The organism is Streptomyces pathocidini (assembly GCF_001418495.1).
Classification (GTDB): domain Bacteria; phylum Actinomycetota; class Actinomycetes; order Streptomycetales; family Streptomycetaceae; genus Streptomyces; species Streptomyces pathocidini.
Window position 1 is genome coordinate 1 of sequence record NZ_LIQY01000013.1, and the last position, 18689, is coordinate 18689.

Here is an 18689-nt window from a genome sequence, read left to right on the forward strand (position 1 = left end):
CCAAAACGGAAGGACTTTTCAAAGGAACCTCGCCCCAGACCATCACGGCCCGGAGACGGGGTATCAACATATCTGGCGTTGACTTTTGGCACGCTGTTGAGTTCTCAAGGAACGGACGCTTCCTTCGTACTCACCCTCTCGGGCTTTCCTCCGGGCTTCCCTTCGGTGTTTCCAACCTTACCAGATTCTCACCGTGGTCTTTTACGACCCGATTTCTCGATCTGATTGGCCGTTGGAGGGCCAGAAAACACTCCTGCGGAATTCAATTCCGGCTGGAGTGCAGTGGATTCTAGTTCCTGCGATGGGGCCTGTCCAGCTCCCCGCAACCGTTCGAATCTACCTCCCCGTTCCACCCGTGTCAACGGGTTTCCTGGGGCGAAGAGGACAGTAGCAGGTCATGGGCGCTCGACGCACATCATGCGCCCTCGCATCACCCGCGAAGGGATCAAGGGAACGTCGACGGCGGGGACTCGAGGGATTCGAGCTCGATGCCGGGGGCCGCGAGGACGACGTCGCCGGCGATGTGCACGGCGTACTGCTCGCCGGTGTCCAGCTCGCTGACCTGGTACTCGTCCACGGCCAGCGGGCCGTTGTCAGTGGCGTGTGCTTCGCTCTTCAGCAGCGCCCAGGACTGGTCGAGGGTGCGCGGAGCGAGCACGGGGTCGGTGAAGGAGACGAGGCGGAGGCGGACCGCGGGGGCGCCGGGGGTGAGACGCAGGAGGCGAGTGGTGGCTACGAGGAAAGCGGGGGAGGTTCCGGTGAAGGAGTGGGCGCGCGCGTTGCCCTCGGTGGCGTGGGCGCCGGTGGGGTCGGTGCGGACCCAGGTGACGCCTTCGAGCGCCGCGCCGCGTACCTGCCAGTCGCCGGCGTGGAGTTCGAGACGGATGGGACGGCCGAGTTCGTCGGTGGTGAGGTCGACGGAGCCGGAGTGATCGCCGGTGGGGGTGGTGATCTGCGAGACGTAGCGCCAGCCGGAGGGGCCGGGGGCGCAGTGGAAGTGTTCTTCCGCGAGGGGGGTGTGGTCGTGGGGATCGTGGCGGGAGTAGCGGCCGCGGGGCATGGTGTGGTCCTTGACGGGCCGGGCCCCCGCTGGTGGCGGGGGCCCGGTCTCATCGGCTGGGTGCTGACCTGCTGGCTGTGGTCAGTAGCGGTAGTGGTCGGGCTTGTACGGACCCTCGACCGGGACGCCGATGTAGGCGGCCTGCTCCGGGCGGAGCGTGGTCAGCCTGACGCCGAGGGCGTCGAGGTGGAACCGGGCCACTTTCTCGTCCAGGTGCTTGGGCAGCACGTAGACACCGATCGGGTACGCCTCGGGCTTGGTGAAGAGCTCGATCTGCGCGATGGTCTGGTTCGCGAAGGAGTTGGACATCACGAACGACGGGTGACCGGTGGCGTTGCCGAGGTTCAGCAGACGGCCCTCGGAGAGCACGATGATCTTCTTGCCTTCGGGGAACGTCCAGGTGTGGACCTGTGGCTTGACCTCGTCCTTGACGATGCCGGGGATCGCCGCGAGGCCGGCCATGTCGATCTCGTTGTCGAAGTGGCCGATGTTCCCCACGATGGCCTGGTGCTTCATCTTGGCCATGTCCGCGGCCATGATGATGTCCTTGTTGCCGGTCGTGGTGACGAAGATGTCGGCCGTCTCCACCACGTCGTCCAGGGTGGCGACCTGGTAGCCGTCCATCGCCGCCTGCAGCGCGCAGATCGGGTCGATCTCGGTGACGATGACCCGGGCGCCCTGGCCGCGCAGCGACTCGGCGCAGCCCTTGCCCACGTCGCCGTAGCCGCACACGACCGCGGTCTTGCCGCCGATGAGGACGTCGGTGGCGCGGTTGATGCCGTCGATCAGCGAGTGGCGGCAGCCGTACTTGTTGTCGAACTTCGACTTCGTCACGGCGTCGTTGACGTTGATCGCCGGGAAGAGCAGCGTGCCGGCCTGCTGCATCTCGTAGAGGCGGTGGACGCCGGTGGTGGTCTCCTCCGTCACGCCGCGGATCTCGGAGGACAGCTGCGTCCACTTCTGCGCGTTCTCGCCCAGGGTGCGGGTCAGCAGCTGGAGGATGAGGCGGTACTCGTCGTTGTCCGCGGTGGCGGCATCCGGGACGGCCCCGGCCTTCTCGAACTCCACGCCCTTGTGGACCAGGAGCGTGGCGTCACCGCCGTCGTCCAGGATCATGTTCGGACCGCCGGTGGCGGTGTCCGGCCAGGTCAGCGCCTGCTCGGTGCACCACCAGTACTCCTCCAGCGTCTCGCCCTTCCAGGCGAAGACCGGAACGCCCTGGGGCTTCTCGGGGGTGCCGTTCGGGCCGACCGCGATCGCGGCGGCGGCGTGGTCCTGGGTGGAGAAGATGTTGCAGGAGGCCCAGCGCACCTGCGCGCCGAGCGCGACGAGGGTCTCGATGAGCACGGCGGTCTGCACCGTCATGTGCAGGGAGCCGGTGACGCGGGCGCCCGCGAGCGGCTGCGCGGCGGCGTATTCCTCGCGGATCGCCATCAGACCGGGCATCTCGTGCTCGGCGAGGGTGATCTCCTTGCGGCCGAAGGCGGCCAGGGACAGGTCGGCGACCTTGAAGTCCTGACCGGTGGCGGCTGTGGTCATACGGGCTGCTCCTCGTGGGTTCGAGCGAGAGTGGACACGGCTTGTCCGCGGCACCGGACACACGGGTCCCGGGGCCGCAGCCAGTCCGTCGGAGGCCCTCTCTCCCTCGGTCGGTCCGCAGGGCGAACCGCCCGACCGCCATCAGCAGCGACGTCTGTCTGGTCACGAATCTACACCGATCGTCTTCACGCGCCCCAGCCCGCGGGGGGTCTCCGCCCCTTGATTGCAGGGGATTTGTCCATTTCCGGGCGTCCCACCACGGACTTTGTTCCACGACGCGCGTATTGCAGGATGCGTCGAGGCGCGAGAAAACTCGCACGTTCGCGCTCGCACCGCTCTAAGGAGAACCACGTGACCAGTCCGGCTGATCCCCCCACGGCCGCGGGGTCGAGTGGGCAGGGGCTGAAGCTGCTTGCAGTGACGGCCTGTCCCACGGGCATCGCCCACACCTATATGGCAGCGGAGAAGCTGTCCCAGGCCGCCGAGTCCCTCGGCCACCGGATGAAGGTGGAGACGCAGGGCTCGATCGGGGCCGAGAACGTCCTGACGGACAACGATGTCAGCGACGCGGACGGCATCATCATCGCCGCCGACAAGGACGTCGACCGCAGCCGGTTCGTCGGCAAGCGGGTGCTGGTCGTCGGTGTCGCCGAGGGGGTGCACAACCCGGAGCGGCTGATCGAGCAGGTGCAGAGCGCGCCGGTCTACCGGGGTGAGGGCTCCGCTGCGGCCGGTGCGGGCGCGAGCGGCAAGGCCGGCGCCAAGGAGCGGAGCACCACGTACAAGGCACTGATGAACGGCGTCTCGTACATGATCCCGTTCGTCGTGGTCGGCGGGCTGCTGATCGCGGTGTCGCTGGCGATCGGCGGTACGCCGCAGGCCGACGGCGGTCTGGTCATTCCCGACGGGTCGTTCTGGAAGCACGTCAACGACATCGGCGTCATCGGCTTCACGCTGATGATCCCGATCCTCTCCGGCTACATCGCGTACGCCATCGGCGACCGGCCCGCGCTCGTGCCGGGCATGATCGGCGGCTGGATAGCCAACACCGGGGCGCTGTACGACTCCAAGTCGGGTGCGGGCTTCATCGGTGCGATCGTCACCGGTTTCCTCGCGGGCTACCTGGTCCTGGCGATCAAGAAGGTCAAGGTCCCGAAGTTCGTCCAGCCGATCATGCCGATCATCGTGATCCCGATCGTCGCGACGACCGCGCTCGGCCTGTTCTTCATCTATGTGATCGGCAAGCCGATCTCCTGGGTGTTCGAGAACCTCACCGGCTGGCTGGGCGGGCTGACCGGCACCAGTGCGGCGCTGCTGGGCATCATCCTGGGCCTCATGATCGCGTTCGACATGGGCGGCCCGGTCAACAAGACGGCGTTCCTCTTCGGCGCCGGTCTGGTCTCGAAGAACCCCGAGATCATGGGTATGTGTGCGGCAGCCATCCCGGTTCCGCCGCTCGGCCAGGGCCTCGCGACGCTGATCCGCCGCAAGCTCTTCACCGAGCAGGAGCGGGAGACGGGCCTCGCGGCGCTGTTCATGGGCTTCTTCGGTATCACCGAGGGTGCGATCCCGTTCGCCGCTGCCCGGCCGGCCCGGGTCATTCCGGCGAACATGCTGGGTGGCGCGGTGGCCGGTGCGATCGCGGGCCTGGCGGCGGTCAAGGACTCGGTGCCGCACGGCGGCCCGATCGTGGCGGTGCTCGGCGCGGTCGGCGGTGTGCCGATGTTCTTCGTCGCGGTCGTCATCGGTTCCGTGGTGACCGGGGTCGCGACCGTGGCGTTCATGGTCCTGGGCAAGGGCGGCGCCGGTGCGAAGGCCGACGCTGCCGCCGCGGAGGCGCCGGAAGCGGGGGCGCCCGCGCCGGAGCCGGTGTTGGCCGGGGTCGGCGTCGGTACGGGAGCGGGTTCGGCCCCGGAGCGGGTCGGCGCGGCTCCGGCTCGTACGAGCACGGCCACGGCAGCCACGGCCACGGCGACCATCGCGGAGCCCGCCGAGGACGAGGTGCTGTCCGGGCACCTGTCCGCGCAGACGGTCAGCGAGCAGCTGGACGCGGACAACAAGGACGCCGCGATCCGGGAGATGGCCGCGATGCTGGCCACCACCGGCAAGGTCGCGGACGTCGACGGGCTGGTGCGGGCGGCGTTCGCGCGTGAGGACCAGGGCACGACGGGGCTCGGCGAGGAGATCGCCATCCCGCACGCCAAGACCGACGCCGTGACGGCTCCGGTCGTGGGCTTCGCACGCTCGGCCGAGGGCATCGAGTGGGGCTCGCTGGACGGCACCAAGGCGAAGCTCATCTTCATGATCTCCGTGCCCCAGGAGGCGGCGGGGGACGAGCATCTGCGGATTCTCGCCCTGCTGTCGCGGAAGCTGATGGACACCGGCTTCCGGGAGCGGTTGACAGCCGCCGAGGGCAAGCCGGAGATCCTGCGGGTGCTGGGCGAGATCAAGTAGCACCCGGGCACAGCAGAGCCGGAAAGGGCGAAGGCCCCCGCACCCGCGGGGGCCTTCGCCCTTCCACAGCTGACTGGCCGGTTTCCCAGCAGCTGACCGGCCGGTTTCCCGGCCGAGCGGCCAGGCGCCTCAGTGGGCCTCGGGACCGGGTCCGCCCGGCGTCTTGGCCGGGTCGGGGCCCACGGCGGCCGCCGCCTCGTCGTAGAGGTCCGGCTCCAGGTAGATCACGCGGGCGATCGGCACGGCCTCGCGGATGCGCGCCTCGGCGGCGTTGATCGCGGCCGTCACGTCGGCGGCCGTGGAGTCGCCCGGTACGGCGATCTTGGCCGCGACGAGGAGCTCCTCGGGGCCGAGGTGCTGGGTGCGCATGTGGATGAGGCGGGTGACCGTGGAGCCGTCGACGACGGCCTCGCTGATCCGCTCCGCGGTGTCGGGTCCGGCCGCCTCGCCGAGGAGCAGGGACTTGGTCTCGGCGGCGAGGACGAGGGCGATGAGGATCAGCAGGGCGCCGATGCACAGCGTGCCGATGCCGTCCCAGACGCCGTCGCCGGTGGCGAGCGCCAGGCTGACACCGGCCAGCGCCAGGATCAGGCCGACGAGTGCGCCGAGGTCCTCCAGCAGGACGACGGGCAGCTCGGGCGCCTTGGCGCGGCGTACGAACTGGGTCCAGGACTGGCGTCCGCGCAGCGTGTTGGACTCCTGGATGGCCGTGCGGAAGGAGAAGGCCTCGGCGATGATCGCGAAGACGAGGACGCCGATGGGCCAGTACCAGTCCTTGATCTCGTGCGGGTGCTTGATCTTCTCGTAGCCCTCGTAGAGGGCGAACATGCCGCCGACCGAGAAGAGCACGATCGAGACGAGGAAGGCGTAGATGTAGCGCTCGCGGCCGTAGCCGAAGGGGTGCTCGGGGGTCGCGGCGCGCTTGGCCTTCTTGCCGCCGACGAGCAGCAGCGCCTGGTTGCCGGAGTCCGCGAGCGAGTGGACGCCTTCGGCGAGCATCGAGGACGAGCCACTGAAGGCGAACGCCACGAACTTCGCTGCGGCGATGGCCAGGTTGGCGCCCAGCGCCGCCACGATCGCCTTGGTTCCGCCAGATGCACTCATGAGTGCCGAGTGTCCCTTCCGTCGACCGGGAGCCTTTGCTCCGCCTTTACAGGGCGGACATTCTTGCAGCCCCGCCGCCCGGCCTCCGCCGCCGGGGCACGCTCCGGCACCACCCGGCCGCAGCCGGGGCGGTCACACGACGACGGTGGCCCGGAAGACCGTTCCCTCGCCGGTGAGTTCGACCTCCTCGTCCGCTGCCACGAAGGCCGACTCGCCCTGGGTTAGCGGCAGTTCGGCGCCCTCGCGCGAACCGCCCCCGCCCGAGCCGCCCTCACCGGAGCCGGAGCCGGGGCGCGCCCGCAGCAGCGCCGTGCCCGCGGTGCAGAGGAGGATCTGCGGGGTGCCGGAGGGGATGCGGCGCGGCGCGGCGCCGCCGGCCAGGGCGTAACGGGAGAGCCGGAACTCGTCGATCGGCGTCTCGTACGTCTCCTCGCCGTCGACGGCCTCGGGGCGCAGGACGTCCGGGGCGGTGGGCTCGAAGCGGACGATGCGCAGGAGTTCGGGCACGTCGACGTGTTTGGGGGTAAGGCCACAGCGCAGCACGTTGTCGGAGTTGGCCATGATCTCGACGCCGAGGCCGCCGAGGTAGGCGTGCGGGACGCCGGCGCCGAGGAAGAGGGCCTCGCCGGGCTGGAGTTGGATGTAGTTGAGCAGCATCGCGGCGATGACGCCGGGGTCGCCGGGGTAGTGGCGGGCGATGGCGGCGTAGGCGGCGTACGCGTGCTGGTGCGGGCCCTCGACGGCGGCGAGCCGTTCCGCGGCCGCGGCGGCCTGCTCGACGGACTCGGCCATCGCCGCCTGGTCGGCGGTGAGGACGGCGGTCAGCACCTCGCGCAGCGCGTCCTTCTCGGGGCGGGCGTGCAGGATGTCGACGTACGGCTTGAGCGAGTCGACCTCCAGGGCGGCGAGCAGCTCGGCCGCCTCTTCCTCGCGGCGGAAGCCGCAGAGCCCGTCGAAGGGCGTGAGGGCGCAGATGAGTTCGGGCTTGTGGTTGGCGTCCTTGTAGTTGCGGTGCGGGGCGCCGATCGGAACGCCGCGGTCCTCCTCGTCGGCGAAGGCGGCCTTGGCCTGGGCGAGGTCGGGGTGAACCTGGAGGGAGAGCGGGGAGCCGGCGGCCAGGAGCTTGAGCAGGAAGGGCAGCCGGGGGCCGAACCGCGCGGTGGCGGCCGCGCCGAGCTCGCGGGCGGGGTCGGCCGCGATCACCTCGGAGAGGGCCGCGGGGCCGCTACCGCGCTCGACCCGGGAGGGGGCGCCGGGGTGCGCGCCCATCCACAGCTCGGCCTGCGGCTCGCCGGTCGGCTCGGTGCCCAGCAGCTGCGGGATGGCGGTGGTGGAGCCCCAAGCGTAGGGGCGCACGGTGTTGGCGAGGCGGTCCATGGGGTGCGGTTCCTGACTGTGCAGCGGTGGTGCGGACGGGGGCCCTGGCGGGCGGTGCGTTGTACGGCTACGGGTCGCGACGGCGGATCGTCATCGGTCCTCGGGGCGGGTCATCGGTCCCTCGAGGCGAGGGCGAGGTAGACGGCGGCGAAGTCGGCGACGGCGAAGAGTTCCGCGACGGCCTCAAGGCGGCCGCTGCCCTCGGAGGGTTCGAGCTCGCTGACGGGGGTGTCGTGGGTGAGGGCGAGTTCGCGGGCGGCGGGGGTCGCCGAGTGGCGGTCGAGTTCGGCGCTCTCGCGGAGCAGCACCACGCGCGCGTGGAGGGCCTGCGGGTCCTCCACGCGGTCGCGGAAGAAGTCGTCCGGGTCGGCGCCCGCGGCGAAGGCCCCGGAGAGGAGCGTGCCGTGGGCGACCAGGGCGTCGGGCAGTTCGGCGGCGAGCGCCGGGCGACCGGCGACGGCCCCGAGCACGCGCGCGAAGTGCCGGCCCGCGACGCCCGCGGCGGGCCCCTCGCTCCACAGCAGGGGCAGCGCGTCGGCGAGTTCGACCGCGAGGGTCTTGGCCGGGTTGCTGTACGTGGCGATGGCGGGCCCGCAGCGTTCAGCGGTGCGGTCGAGCCGGTCGGCGACGGCCTGGATGGCGGGCTGCGCGGCGGGGAACAGGCCGATCCGGTCGAGGAGGACGAGCAGCGGGGTGAGCAGGGCCCACAGGGTGCCGGGCGGCTCGGCCTCGGGCGCGGGGCGCAGCCCGGTGGCCGGGAGCGGCTGGTCCTCGGGCACTTCCTCGTACGGCCCGGGGGCGAGGGGCACGACCAGGCCTCGCCTGCCACCCGCGTCCTCGGTGAGCGGGGAGCGGGGCGGGGCGACGGTCACGACGGAGCAGCCGCGGCGGTAGGCCTGCTCGACCAGGGCGGACAGGCCTGGTTCCGTGCCGTCGGTGGTGAGGACAAGCAGCAGGTCGAGGGGGCCGGCCCAGCCGGGCAGGGCCCACAGCAGGGCGCCGGGTGCGGCAAGGGCGCCGGTGGGGCGGATCAGGGTGACCGGGATGTTGCCGCCGCCGAGCGCAGACAGCAGGTCGGCGATGCAGCCGGTGGTGGCGCCGGAGCCGGCGACGAAGAGCGCGCGGGGGCGGCCGTCGGGCTTGAGGTCCGCGAGGCCGGACTCGGCGGCGGCTCGGGTGGCCGTGCGGACCCGGGCTCCGGATTCCGCCGCGCCGCGCAGCAGGCCGCGGGGGTCGGCGCGCCCCAGGGCTTCGGGGGCGTCGAGCAGCGACTCGTCGAGCATCTGGGTGGAGCCTCCGATCGCCGGTGGTGTCTGGCTCGGGCCGGGCGGCCGGTCAGGCCGGGCGGCGGGCCTCGTCGACGAGCAGGACGGGGATGCCGTCGCGGATCGGGTACGCCAGGCCGCAGTCCGCCGCGGTGCACACCAGCTCCACGGCGTCGCCCGAGGAGGCCTCGCGGAGCGGGGCGTGGCACGCCGGGCAGGCGAGGATCTCCAGGAGACCGGCTTCGAGCGGCATGGGTTGTTCCCTTCGGACGGCCCTCCCGCGCTCGGCGCGGGGAGGAGGGTTCGGCCTGGCCAGCGTACCGCCGGGCCGCGCTCGGAGCGCGGCCCGGGCGGCGGGGAGGACGGGCGCGGGGCCTCCGGGAGGGGGCCGCCCTCTCGGGCGGTCGGGTAGGCCCCGGGCCGTCAACGGGCCGATCAGGCGCGGACGATCGAGAGGACCTCGTCGCGGACCTTCGCGACGGTGGCCGTGTCGCGGGCCTCGACGTTGAGGCGCAGCAGCGGCTCGGTGTTGGAGGGGCGGAGGTTGAACCACCAGTCGGCGGCGGTGACGGTGAGTCCGTCCAGCTCGTCCAGCTCGACGTCCTGACGGCCCTCGTAGGCGGCCCTGACGGCGGCGGCGCGGCCCGCCTGGTCCTCGACGGTGCTGTTGATCTCGCCGGAGGCGGCGTAGCGGTCGTACTCCGCGACCAGCTGGGAGAGCGGGCCCTGCTGGCCGCCGAGCGCGGCGAGGACGTGCAGGGCGGCGAGCATGCCGGTGTCGGCGTTCCAGAAGTCGCGGAAGTAGTAGTGCGCGGAGTGCTCGCCGCCGAAGATCGCTCCCGTGCGGGCCATCTCGGCCTTGATGAAGGAGTGGCCCACGCGCGTACGGACGGGGGTGCCGCCGTTCTCCTTGACGACCTCGGGGACGGACCAGGAAGTGATGCAGTTGTGGATCACCGTGCCGCCGCCGTGCTTGGCCAGCTCGCGGGCGGCGACGAGGGCGGTGATCGCGGAGGGGCTGACCGGGTCGCCGTTCTCGTCCACGACGAAGCAGCGGTCGGCGTCGCCGTCGAAGGCGATGCCGATGTCGGCTCCGGTCTCGCGGACCTTGGCCTGGAGGTCGGTGATGTTCTTCGGGTCGAGGGGGTTGGCCTCGTGGTTGGGGAAGGTGCCGTCCAGCTCGAAGTACATCGGGACGAGGTCGACCGGCAGGCCCTCGAAGACGGTGGGGACGGTGTGGCCGCCCATGCCGTTGCCCGCGTCGACGACGACCTTGAGGTGGCGCATGGTGCTGAGGTCGACGAGCGAGCGCAGGTGGGCGCCGTACTCGGCGAGGACGTCCCGGCCGCTGATGGTGCCGGGGCCGGCGGCGGGCTCGGGGGCGCCGGACTCGGCCCACTCCTCGACCAGGGCGCGGATCTCGGCGAGGCCGGTGTCCGCGCCCACGGGGCTGGCGCCGGCCCGGCACATCTTGATGCCGTTGTACTGGGCGGGGTTGTGGCTGGCGGTGAACATGGCGCCGGGCAGGCCGAGTTGGCCGCTGGCGAAGTACAACTCGTCGGTGGAGCACAGGCCGATCTCGGTGACGTCCACGCCGCGCGCGGCCGCGCCGCGGGCGAAGGCGCGCGAAAGGCCGGGCGAGGAGGGCCGCATGTCGTGGCCGGTGACGATCGCGTCCGCGCCGGTCACCTGGACGAAGGCGGCGCCGAACAGCTCGGCCAGCGGCTCGTCCCACTGGTCCGGGACCACGCCGCGCACGTCGTAAGCCTTAACGATCTGCGACAAGTCGGGCACGATGCACGCCTCCTGGAATTGGTACGGTCCCCGGTCAGGGCCGGTCGGGCCCCACGGCAGCACAGTACCCGGCAGGGCTCAGGACTCCGGCGAGCGCAGTACGCGGAGGTGGCCGCGGCGCGCGACCTCCATCGGGTCCGCCTCCCGGCCGCTGGGCCCGACGGCGCCCGCGGCGCGCGACTGGGGGCGGGCCGCCTCCCGTACGGCGTTGGCGAGCGCTTCGAGGTCGTCGCCGGTGGGACGGGGAGGGCCGGAGTCGACGGCGAGGCGTACGACTTCCCAGCCGCGGGGGGCGGTCAGGCGCTCGGAGTGCTCGGCGCACAGGTCGTAGCAGTGCGGCTCGGCGTAGGTGGCGAGCGGTCCGAGGACCGCGGTCGAGTCCGCGTAGACGTACGTCAGGGTCGCGACGGCGGGGCGGCCGCACGCAGTGCGCGAACAGCGACGTACAGGGCTCACGACGTTGGACGGTACCGCACTCTTGAGCGGGCCGCGACGACTCTCCAAGAGCTCACACCGCCGTGTCGTTCGGGTGGCCACGACACCTCTGACCTGCGGACACCCGCGTTGACCTGCACGGAGGCGAGGAGCCGCGGAAACCCCCGAGAACGATTCCGGTCACCACTCGAAGCAAATAGTGCTATTCGCCCCGAGATGCCCGCTTCAACAAGCGATCAGAAACGGGCACAACTATGGCTGGAATGTTCATCTGCCGACATGGCGCGGGGTGCCCGGCCTGCGCCTCCGGGGCCGGGGCGGACGGCTACCCTCTGAGGTGATGGACAGCCCCGTACCCCCACGACCGCCCGAGCCGCGGCCCCGACGGCGCGACCGCCACGGTCGCGGCATGCGCGGCCCGATCGCTCCGCCGCAGGTGCCGCTCTCGGCCAGCAGGGGCGAGGCGTTCGTCGACCTCGTCCACGACTCCGTCGACCGGCTGGAACGGCGCTGGCCGCAGCTGTCCGACGTCGAGTTCACGGTGCGCGAGGTGCCGCCGCCCGGCCGGCCCGACGACGCCCAGGAGGGCGGCTGGGACGGGGAGTCGGTGCCGCTGGGCCGCCTGCTCTCCGCACACGGGAACCAGCCCGCGCGGATCGTGGTCTACCGGCGCCCAGTCGAGATCCGCACCAAGAGCCGGGACGAGCGCGCGCTGCTGGTCCACGAGGTCGTGGTCGAGCAGGTCGCCGAACTCCTGGGCCTGGCGCCCGAGTCGGTCGACCCGCGCTACGGGCAGGACTGACGGCGACCCGCCCTCTGCGGCGGCGGCCCGCCCCTGCGGGCCGGACCGCCCCTGGGATCCCGTCAGTTCGTCAGCAGCGACAGGTCCTGGCCCGCGTCCGGGACCTCCACCGTGCCCCGGTCGTCGGGCAGCGTCTGGATCGTGAACAGCGGCACGCCGCCCTCGGGGAGCTCCAGCGTGCGGGAGGCGTGGACGGGCCCGCCGGACTCGCGCACCACCGTGACCGCGTAACTGCCCTTGGCTCCGGCGGGGACCGGCGGCGTGACCGAGAGGGTCGTACCGCCCTTGACCGTGTACGACTTGGTGGCAGCGGTGCCGCCGTCGCTGCCGGCCGAGGAGATGACCGTGACCTTCGCGCTCCGGCCCGGGGCCACCAGGTCGAGGGTCGTGCCCTTGGCGCGGTTGTCCGCCGCGGTGGCACGCGTCTCGATCGGTGCCGTGGCGGGGATGAACGCGATCTCCTGCTTGGCGCCCTTGCCGCGGGTGACGCGCAGGGCCGCGACGAACGGGGCGCTGCTGTCGCCCTCCGGGGTCAGCAGCAGGGAACCGGGCTCGCCCTTGGTGACGTCGCGGAGGTCCACAGCCGTGACCATCCCGCTGCGCGCGTTCAGCGTCTCGTGCCCGGCCGGGGTGATCTGGCCGGACGGGCCCGAGAGCCGCACCTTCAGGTCGGCGTCCGCCGCCCCGGTGGCCATCGCGATCAGTTGCACGGAGGTAGCGTCCTTGGGGATGCCGGGCAGCACCGCGGTGCCCGACGGGTCGGCCGCCGACGCCAGCCAGTCGCCGCCGCGCTTGTCGTCCGAGGCCTGGACGGAGGCCCCGACCCGGCCCCCGCGCGCGACCACGTGCAGGACGGCGTCGGAGGTCGGCTCGGTGGTGAGCGTGGACAGCAGCACGGGCACGCTGGCGTGCGCCGGGACCGTGATCCCCTCCCCCGCCGGGGCCTTGAGGGCCCCGTCCTTGCCGTAGAGCTCGAGGTCGACGACGGCCGCCGAGTCGTCGGGGTTGGTCAGGTGGACGTAGTCCTGGCGGTCGCGGGCCGTGCTCGCGCCCGGGAACCAGAACTCGGTGTCCGGCGGGGTGCAGGCCGCGCCCAGCACCGCGCGGCCGCCGCCCGCGCTGATCACGGTGGTCTGCTGGGCGCTCCAGCCGGGTGCCAGGGCGCCGTCGGCGGTACCGACGAGGGCGGGGGCCTCCGGGTCGGACGTCTTGGCGTTGACGGGGCTGCCGGGCTCCTTGAGGGCCACGACCGGCTTGTCCTTGCCGGCCTTGGCGCCGCCGCCCTTGGCACCGGCCTCCTTCGTGAGGGCGGCCCGCAGCTCCGCGCTGCCCTTCTCGGCGGCCGTCCCCTTCCCCTTCGGGGTGAAGGAGGTGTACGTGGTCTCGGCGAGCTCGGAGGAGGAGGGCGCCGGGCACAGCAGCGTCGAGCGCTCCACGGGCAGCCGGGCCGCGGAGGCCGCCGAGGCGTCCGCGGCGCTGTCCGGCCCGGTCAGGGCGGCGACTCCGGTGACGGCCGCCAGGGCCGCGGCGGCGCCGATCAGGGACTGGGTCGTGCGGTTCACTGCTGGTCGCTCCCGTCGCGGCGGGGCCCGGCCTGCGAGCCGTCCCCGTACGTGGTGTCCCCGTAGGCCCCTTCGCCGTACGGGTGCTGCCCGTACGCGGCCGGGTCGTAGGCCACCGGGTCATACGTCCCGTCGCCCTGGGCGGGGTAGGTGCCGTACGGGTCGGCGTACTGGCCGCCGCCCTGGTACTGGCCGCCCTCATAAGTGCCGCTCCCGTACTGGGTGTTGTCGTACGGCCCGGTCTGATAGGCGCCCGCGTCGGCCGGATACTGCTCGGCCGCGCCCTGGTACGGGTCCTGGTACCGGCCCGCGTACGGGTCGTGTTGCTGCTGACCGGGCAAGGGGTTCACGGAGTACTCCTGTGCGCCCCACTCCCCGTACGGCTGCTGCTGCGGCACGGCGGCGTACGGGTCCTGGGCGGCGGCGCCGTCCGACTGCCCCTCGGCGAAAGCCTGCGGCGGGGCCTGTTGCGAGGCCTGTTGCGGGACCCCCTGCAGGGCCTGCCGCGCGCCCTGCTGGTGGCCTTCCGGGCCTGCGGAAGGCTCCGAATCCTCCGACGGCCCGCCCTGCGCGGCCTGTTCCGCCTCCGCGGCAGCCCGCAGGCGCCGGGCCCGGCGCCCCTCCCCCGCGACCGGCTGCGCCGGCACCGCGGCGGCCTCCGGCTCCGGCAGGTCGTCGTCGACGTCCCGGCGCCGCCCCGGCAGCGCCAGCACGAGGACGACGACCGCGAGCAGCCCCTGCGTCCACACCCACGCGGCACGGGTCAGCGGCGTCTCGTAGGCCAGGTCCAACCGGCCACCGCCCGCGGGCAGTTCGAAGCCCTGGGCCCAGCCGTCGACGGTGGTCGGGGTCAGCGGGGTGCCGTCGAGCGTGGCCTGCCAGCCCGGCGCGGCGCGGTCCGCGATGCGCAGGATCCGCCCCTCGGCGCCGGCGGGGATCTCGGTGTGCGCCTCGACGGGCCCGGCGCCCACGGGCACCGCCTCGCCCGCGCCGTCGCCGCCCCCGGCGGGCACGATGGTGGCGCGGGCGACCCGCCGGTCCACGCTCCACAGCGCGCTGCCGTCCTCCTGGCTGAGGCGGGTCAGGCCGGGGGTCGCGTCCAGCACCCGGCTCATCTCGCGGGGCGCGCCCCGCTGCACGAGCACATAGCGCACGGCGTAGCCGCCGAGCTGCCGCGTCTGGTCGGCGCCGGAGCCCGCGACGAGGTTGGCGACGATGCCGTCCAGGCGCGGGTCACCGCCGCCCGCGGCCAGTTCGGCGTCGCCGAGCCGGGCGCCGGAGCCGCGCACCAGCGCGTACGAGACCTCGGCGGCCTTCTCGCCGCCGATGACGAGCGTGCGGGCCTGGTCGCGCGTGCCGCTCTCCTCGGCGACGAACGCGGGCACCTGCACCGGGTCGCGCCGCTCGACCGGCCCGTCGGCGCCGCTGATCATCCAGCCGAAGGCGGCGATCAGCGGGGCGGCGGCGGCCGCGGCGGCGATCAGGCCCGCGACGGGCTGCCGCCAGCCGAAGTTCATCGCCGCGACTCGCTCGCGCGCCCCCTCGGCGCCGACCGTGGCCGCGGTGATCAGCGCGATGCCGTAGACGAGGGTGGCGGGCCCGGCCCACGCCGAGGCGCCCGCAAGCGCCGCGAACAGCAGGCCGGTGAGCGCCACCACCCAGGCCGTACGGATCGCCAGCTGCCGCTCGTCGCGCAGCAGGGCGGCCAGCCCGGCCAGCACGAGGCCGATCATCAGCAGCCCGCCGGTGGCCTTGGGGCCGCCGGGGCTGAGGGTGAGCAGGTCGAGCGCGGAGGCGGCGCCGGTGCCGTAGTCGAGCCCCGCCTCGCCGAAGAAGTCTGCGGGGCTGGTGAGCAGGGACAGCGACCAGGGCGCAAGGAGGACGACCGGCGTCAGGAGCGCGACGGCCAACCGCAGCCCGTACGCGGTGACATGGTCCTTCCGCCGGGCCCGCAGCGCGAGGAGCCCGCCGCCCAGCACGAGCGCGATCAGCCAGACGACGGGCGTGAAGGCTGTGGCGAAGGTCAGCAGCAGCGCGTACGCCCAGGCCGCGCGCCAGCTGGGCCGGGGCCCCTCGCCGCCGCTCTGCCGCGGCAGCCGCAGCCCGTTCGCGGCCACGCCCGCGCGGGCGATCAACGGCAGCAGGATGGCCAGGACGGCGGTGCCCAGCCTGCCCGCGGCGAGCGCGCCGGTGGCGGCGGGCAGGAAGGCGTACGCGACGCTCCCCCAGGCCCGCAGCAGCCGGGACTCGGTGAGCGGGCGGGCGGCGAAGTACGCGGTGAGCCCGGCGAGCGGCACCGAGCAGACCAGGAGCAGGGTGATCGCCAGGCCCGTGCTGCCGAACAGGACGGTGGCCAGGGAGGCGACGACGGCGAGGTAGGGCGGGGCCGCGTCGGTGGAGCCGACGCCGACCGCGTGCCAGCCCGCCGCGTACCGGGCCCACAGGTCCGAGGCGTCCTCGGGCGCGGGCAGCAGGGCGCCGCCGGCCAGCGCGCCGGAGCCCAGGAGGGCGCGGCAGGCGATGAGGGACACGAGCAGGAGGACGAGGAAGAGGACGGGGCCCGGCTTGCGGGCGATCCGCTTCAGCCGCGCGAACTGCTCGATCTCCAGGAACTCGGCGTCGTCCCCGCCGGGGCCCGACTCGACCGCGCCGTGCCGCCCGCCGGAGGCCAGTTCGGGCTCGGACCGCCCGACGAAGTTCCCGGCGACGGACTCGACGGTGGCCCGTACGGTCGCGCCGCGCGTGGGGAACAGCGGCCGCAGCTCGGCCGCCTCGACTATGGGTTTGCCGCGGTGCCTGCGCGCCGCCAGGACCCTGCCCGGCCGCAGCAGGACGCCGAAGAGGCCGGCCACCTCGTCCAGGGCCTGGCCCGGCACCTTCCCCACCAGATAGGCGAGGGTCCGCAGCAGGGTGCCCAGGATCAGCCGCAGCAGGACGTAAGGGAGCACCGCGCCGCGGGAGTTGACGAGCATCGTGTAGACGGCGCCCGCCTTGTCGACACGGTGCGGGTTGGCCGTCGAGCGGCCGACGCAGTCGATGGGACGGCGCTCGCGGGCGGACGCCTCGGCGTGCCGCACCACGGCGTCGGGGGCGATCAGGACACGGTGTCCGGCGGCGTGGGCGCGCCAGCACAGGTCGACGTCGTCGCGCATGAGGGGCAGCCGCCGGTCGAAGCCGCCGAGCTCCTCCCACACATCGCGCCGGACCAGCATGCCCGCGGAGGAGACGGACAGGACGGGCTTGACCTGGTCGTGCTGGCCCTGGTCCTGCTCGCGCCGGTCCAGACCGGTCCAGCGGCGGCCGCTGTTGGCGATCGAGACACCGACCTCCAGCAGCTGCCTGCGGTCGTACCAGCCGCGCAGCTTGGGCCCGATGACGGCAGCGGACGGGCTGGAGTCGGCGACCCGCAGCAGCTCGGCGAGCGCCTCGGGCTCGGGCGCGCAGTCGTCGTGCAGCAGCCACAGCCACTGGACCGGCTCGCCGTGCGGCAGCTCCGGCATCGCGTACGCCTCGTCGTGCCAGGTGCGCGAGACGGGGTCCCAGCCGCTGGGCCGCTTCAGATAGGGCAGGTCCTCCGGGGTCAGCACGCCGGCCGTGCGCACCGCCTCGTCGACGGCCGTGCCGAAGCCGCTGCGGCGGGCGAGGTGGAGGACCCGGTCCGGGCCGAGGGCGCCGGTCAGGAGCGCGGCCGAGTCGTCGGCGCTGCCGGTGTCGGCGGCGATGACGCTCTGCACCGGGCGCTCCTGGCCCGTCAGGCCGGCGAGGGCCTGCGGCAGCCAGCGCGCGCCGTCGTGGGAGACGAGCACGGCGGTGACGACATGCCGCGGGAACTCGGGAGCGGCGGTCCCGTAAGGGACCGTCGAGTGGCTGTGCACGGACATCGAGGTACGGGCCCTCCGGCCGGGGTACGGGGTCGCCCCGGAAGACTGCTGAGCGGTCTGCGGGTGGACGCGCGCCGCCCTCGGGGGTATTGGCGCGCCACGGTCGGGCCCCAGACTAACGGCTCGCCCGCGAGAGCCGAGCGGGTGTGCACAGCGGTCCGCCTCCCGCGCGGAGGGCGCGGGAGGCGGACCGGGGGTTTATGTCGCGGATGACCGCGTATAGCGGATGCCCCGCCTATAGGGGGCGTCTCGAGCATCCGGCCCCTCAGGAGGCGGGGCGGCCTGTCAGGTCAGGCCGGCCTCTAGGAGGCTGAGAACCTCCCTATAGGAGGCGGATCGGACCTCTGAGAGGCGGATCAGACCTCTGGAAGGCGGATCGGACCTCGAAACGCCGTCCGGGCGCCGGGTCAGACGGCCGCCTTCTTCAGGCGGCGGCGCTCGCGCTCGGAGAGGCCGCCCCAGATGCCGAAGCGCTCGTCGTTGGCGAGGGCGTACTCGAGGCACTCGGAGCGGACCTCGCAGGCCAGGCAGACCTTCTTCGCCTCACGGGTCGATCCCCCTTTCTCCGGAAAGAAGGACTCGGGATCGGTCTGGGCGCACAACGCGCGCTCCTGCCATCCGAGCTCCTCGTCCGCCTCCTCGACCAGCAGTTGCTGGAACAGCTCGGTCATGTGCGCCCCTCGTCAGTCTTCGCGTCCCCGTGGTGCTGCCGTTACCGATAGCGGCCGAACGACACGAGTGAAATTACAAGTATGTGATCTAGGCCAGTCAAGCCGAGATCTGCTATTAGGCCCCTTATTCACCCTGCGGAACCAAGGCGATGCGGAAAGTGTTCAAATCGCCATAAACCATCACAGCGCCAGAGCCCCGTCCGTGACCCAATCCTTGTGGAGAAGGACGCGGCCATCGTCCACCTCGTTGCGATCCGGCCACGGAAAACGAAGTGGATCACGCCAAGGTTACGAGAGGGTAATGAGGCCCCGAGGGCCCCGCTGCCCAGTGGTGGAGCGGTGGTTGGGCGGTTGTTGCGCCACCTCTCCGGACCCGGCACTGCACAAACCTTTCACCGGGGAAGCAACCGGAAGAGGTGAAGGGCTGTCACGCGACTGACCGCCAAGTTGACAGAGCGCGGGGCCAGCGGGTCCACTTGGTCGCATGCCAGTGATGCACGCGCCTTCGTTCCGGACCCGCCCCCGCGGGTTCCGCTGCGCTGTGCAGGCCCACTGTCGCTGTTCCAGCTGTTGACGCCACCGAGCTCCAGCCGCCTTCCCCAGCTCCGCCGCTGCCACCCGTACGCGCCGTGCGCGTCATGGCACTCCGCGGCGCCCCAGCACTTCAGCCGCTTCAGCCGAGGAACCCCCGCACATGAACAGCGACATCCAGATCGCCGGTGACCTGCTCGACGTCGCCCACCTC

13 protein-coding genes are annotated in these 18689 nt (G+C 72.7%); 2 read left to right on the forward strand and 11 right to left on the reverse strand.

Annotation, left to right across the window (positions count from 1 at the left end; all coding sequences use genetic code 11):
* Positions 1-445: 445 nt before the first annotated feature.
* Together AOK16_RS00860 and ahcY are read right to left on the reverse strand one after the other, a co-directional pair.
* Positions 446-1060: a hypothetical protein gene (locus tag AOK16_RS00860; RefSeq protein ID WP_055470253.1), complete on the reverse strand. Its 615-nt coding sequence runs from the start codon at positions 1058-1060 to the stop codon at positions 446-448.
* A gap of 81 nt (positions 1061-1141) precedes the next feature.
* Complete coding sequence (gene ahcY, locus AOK16_RS00865; RefSeq protein WP_055470254.1) at positions 1142-2599, reverse strand: adenosylhomocysteinase; 1458 nt, start codon at positions 2597-2599, stop codon at positions 1142-1144.
* A gap of 351 nt (positions 2600-2950) precedes the next feature.
* Between ahcY and AOK16_RS00870 the strand changes: the two genes are divergently transcribed.
* Positions 2951-5053 carry a fructose-specific PTS transporter subunit EIIC gene (locus tag AOK16_RS00870; protein ID WP_055470255.1) on the forward strand — a complete coding sequence of 701 codons (2103 nt, stop codon included), beginning with the start codon at positions 2951-2953 and terminating at the stop codon, positions 5051-5053.
* Between the two features lie 129 nt (positions 5054-5182).
* Here AOK16_RS00870 and AOK16_RS00875 read toward each other — a convergent pair whose 3' ends face one another.
* The 6 genes from AOK16_RS00875 to AOK16_RS00900 all read right to left on the reverse strand — a co-directional run bounded on the left by AOK16_RS00875 (position 5183) and on the right by AOK16_RS00900 (position 11097).
* Complete coding sequence (locus tag AOK16_RS00875) at positions 5183-6157, reverse strand: cation diffusion facilitator family transporter (RefSeq protein ID WP_055470256.1); 975 nt, start codon at positions 6155-6157, stop codon at positions 5183-5185.
* Positions 6158-6289: 132 nt separating this feature from the next.
* Positions 6290-7534, reverse strand: a complete 1245-nt coding sequence (manA, locus tag AOK16_RS00880) for a mannose-6-phosphate isomerase, class I (protein ID WP_055470257.1) — start codon at positions 7532-7534, stop codon at positions 6290-6292.
* 110 nt (positions 7535-7644) lie between these two features.
* Positions 7645-8817 carry an SIS domain-containing protein gene (locus AOK16_RS00885; protein ID WP_055470258.1) on the reverse strand — a complete coding sequence of 391 codons (1173 nt, stop codon included), beginning with the start codon at positions 8815-8817 and terminating at the stop codon, positions 7645-7647.
* 52 nt (positions 8818-8869) lie between these two features.
* Positions 8870-9052, reverse strand: coding sequence for a Trm112 family protein (locus AOK16_RS00890; protein WP_055470259.1), 183 nt, complete (start codon positions 9050-9052; stop codon positions 8870-8872).
* Between the two features lie 182 nt (positions 9053-9234).
* Positions 9235-10593, reverse strand: coding sequence for a phosphomannomutase/phosphoglucomutase (locus tag AOK16_RS00895; protein ID WP_055470260.1), 1359 nt, complete (start codon positions 10591-10593; stop codon positions 9235-9237).
* Positions 10594-10671: 78 nt separating this feature from the next.
* Positions 10672-11097, reverse strand: coding sequence for a DUF3499 domain-containing protein (locus AOK16_RS00900; protein WP_079100920.1), 426 nt, complete (start codon positions 11095-11097; stop codon positions 10672-10674).
* A 271-nt stretch (positions 11098-11368) separates the two neighbouring features.
* Between AOK16_RS00900 and AOK16_RS00905 the strand changes: the two genes are divergently transcribed.
* Positions 11369-11830 carry a metallopeptidase family protein gene (locus tag AOK16_RS00905; protein ID WP_079100921.1) on the forward strand — a complete coding sequence of 154 codons (462 nt, stop codon included), beginning with the start codon at positions 11369-11371 and terminating at the stop codon, positions 11828-11830.
* A gap of 62 nt (positions 11831-11892) precedes the next feature.
* On the opposite strand, the gene AOK16_RS00910 is transcribed toward AOK16_RS00905, so the two are convergent.
* From AOK16_RS00910 to AOK16_RS00920, 3 genes are all read right to left on the reverse strand, one after another.
* Positions 11893-13392 carry a DUF5719 family protein gene (locus tag AOK16_RS00910; RefSeq protein WP_055470263.1) on the reverse strand — a complete coding sequence of 500 codons (1500 nt, stop codon included), beginning with the start codon at positions 13390-13392 and terminating at the stop codon, positions 11893-11895.
* Positions 13389-17273, reverse strand: coding sequence for a glycosyltransferase (locus AOK16_RS00915; protein ID WP_055470264.1), 3885 nt, complete (start codon positions 17271-17273; stop codon positions 13389-13391). Before AOK16_RS00915 ends, AOK16_RS00910 begins: the two co-directional genes overlap by 4 nt.
* Positions 17274-17680: 407 nt before the next feature.
* Positions 17681-17944 carry a WhiB family transcriptional regulator gene (locus AOK16_RS00920; protein WP_004952403.1) on the reverse strand — a complete coding sequence of 88 codons (264 nt, stop codon included), beginning with the start codon at positions 17942-17944 and terminating at the stop codon, positions 17681-17683.
* Positions 17945-18689: the final 745 nt, after the last annotated feature.

Coding starts and splice junctions, on each gene's coding strand:
- AOK16_RS00905 (WP_079100921.1), top strand. CDS start 11,369: ATGGACAGCCCCGTACCCCCACGACCGCCCGAGCCGCGGCCCCGACGG.
- AOK16_RS00920 (WP_004952403.1), bottom strand. CDS start 17,944: ATGACCGAGCTGTTCCAGCAACTGCTGGTCGAGGAGGCGGACGAGGAG.
- AOK16_RS00915 (WP_055470264.1), bottom strand. CDS start 17,273: ATGTCCGTGCACAGCCACTCGACGGTCCCTTACGGGACCGCCGCTCCC.
- AOK16_RS00885 (WP_055470258.1), bottom strand. CDS start 8,817: ATGCTCGACGAGTCGCTGCTCGACGCCCCCGAAGCCCTGGGGCGCGCC.
- ahcY (WP_055470254.1), bottom strand. CDS start 2,599: ATGACCACAGCCGCCACCGGTCAGGACTTCAAGGTCGCCGACCTGTCC.
- AOK16_RS00890 (WP_055470259.1), bottom strand. CDS start 9,052: ATGCCGCTCGAAGCCGGTCTCCTGGAGATCCTCGCCTGCCCGGCGTGC.
- AOK16_RS00875 (WP_055470256.1), bottom strand. CDS start 6,157: ATGAGTGCATCTGGCGGAACCAAGGCGATCGTGGCGGCGCTGGGCGCC.
- manA (WP_055470257.1), bottom strand. CDS start 7,534: ATGGACCGCCTCGCCAACACCGTGCGCCCCTACGCTTGGGGCTCCACC.
- AOK16_RS00860 (WP_055470253.1), bottom strand. CDS start 1,060: ATGCCCCGCGGCCGCTACTCCCGCCACGATCCCCACGACCACACCCCC.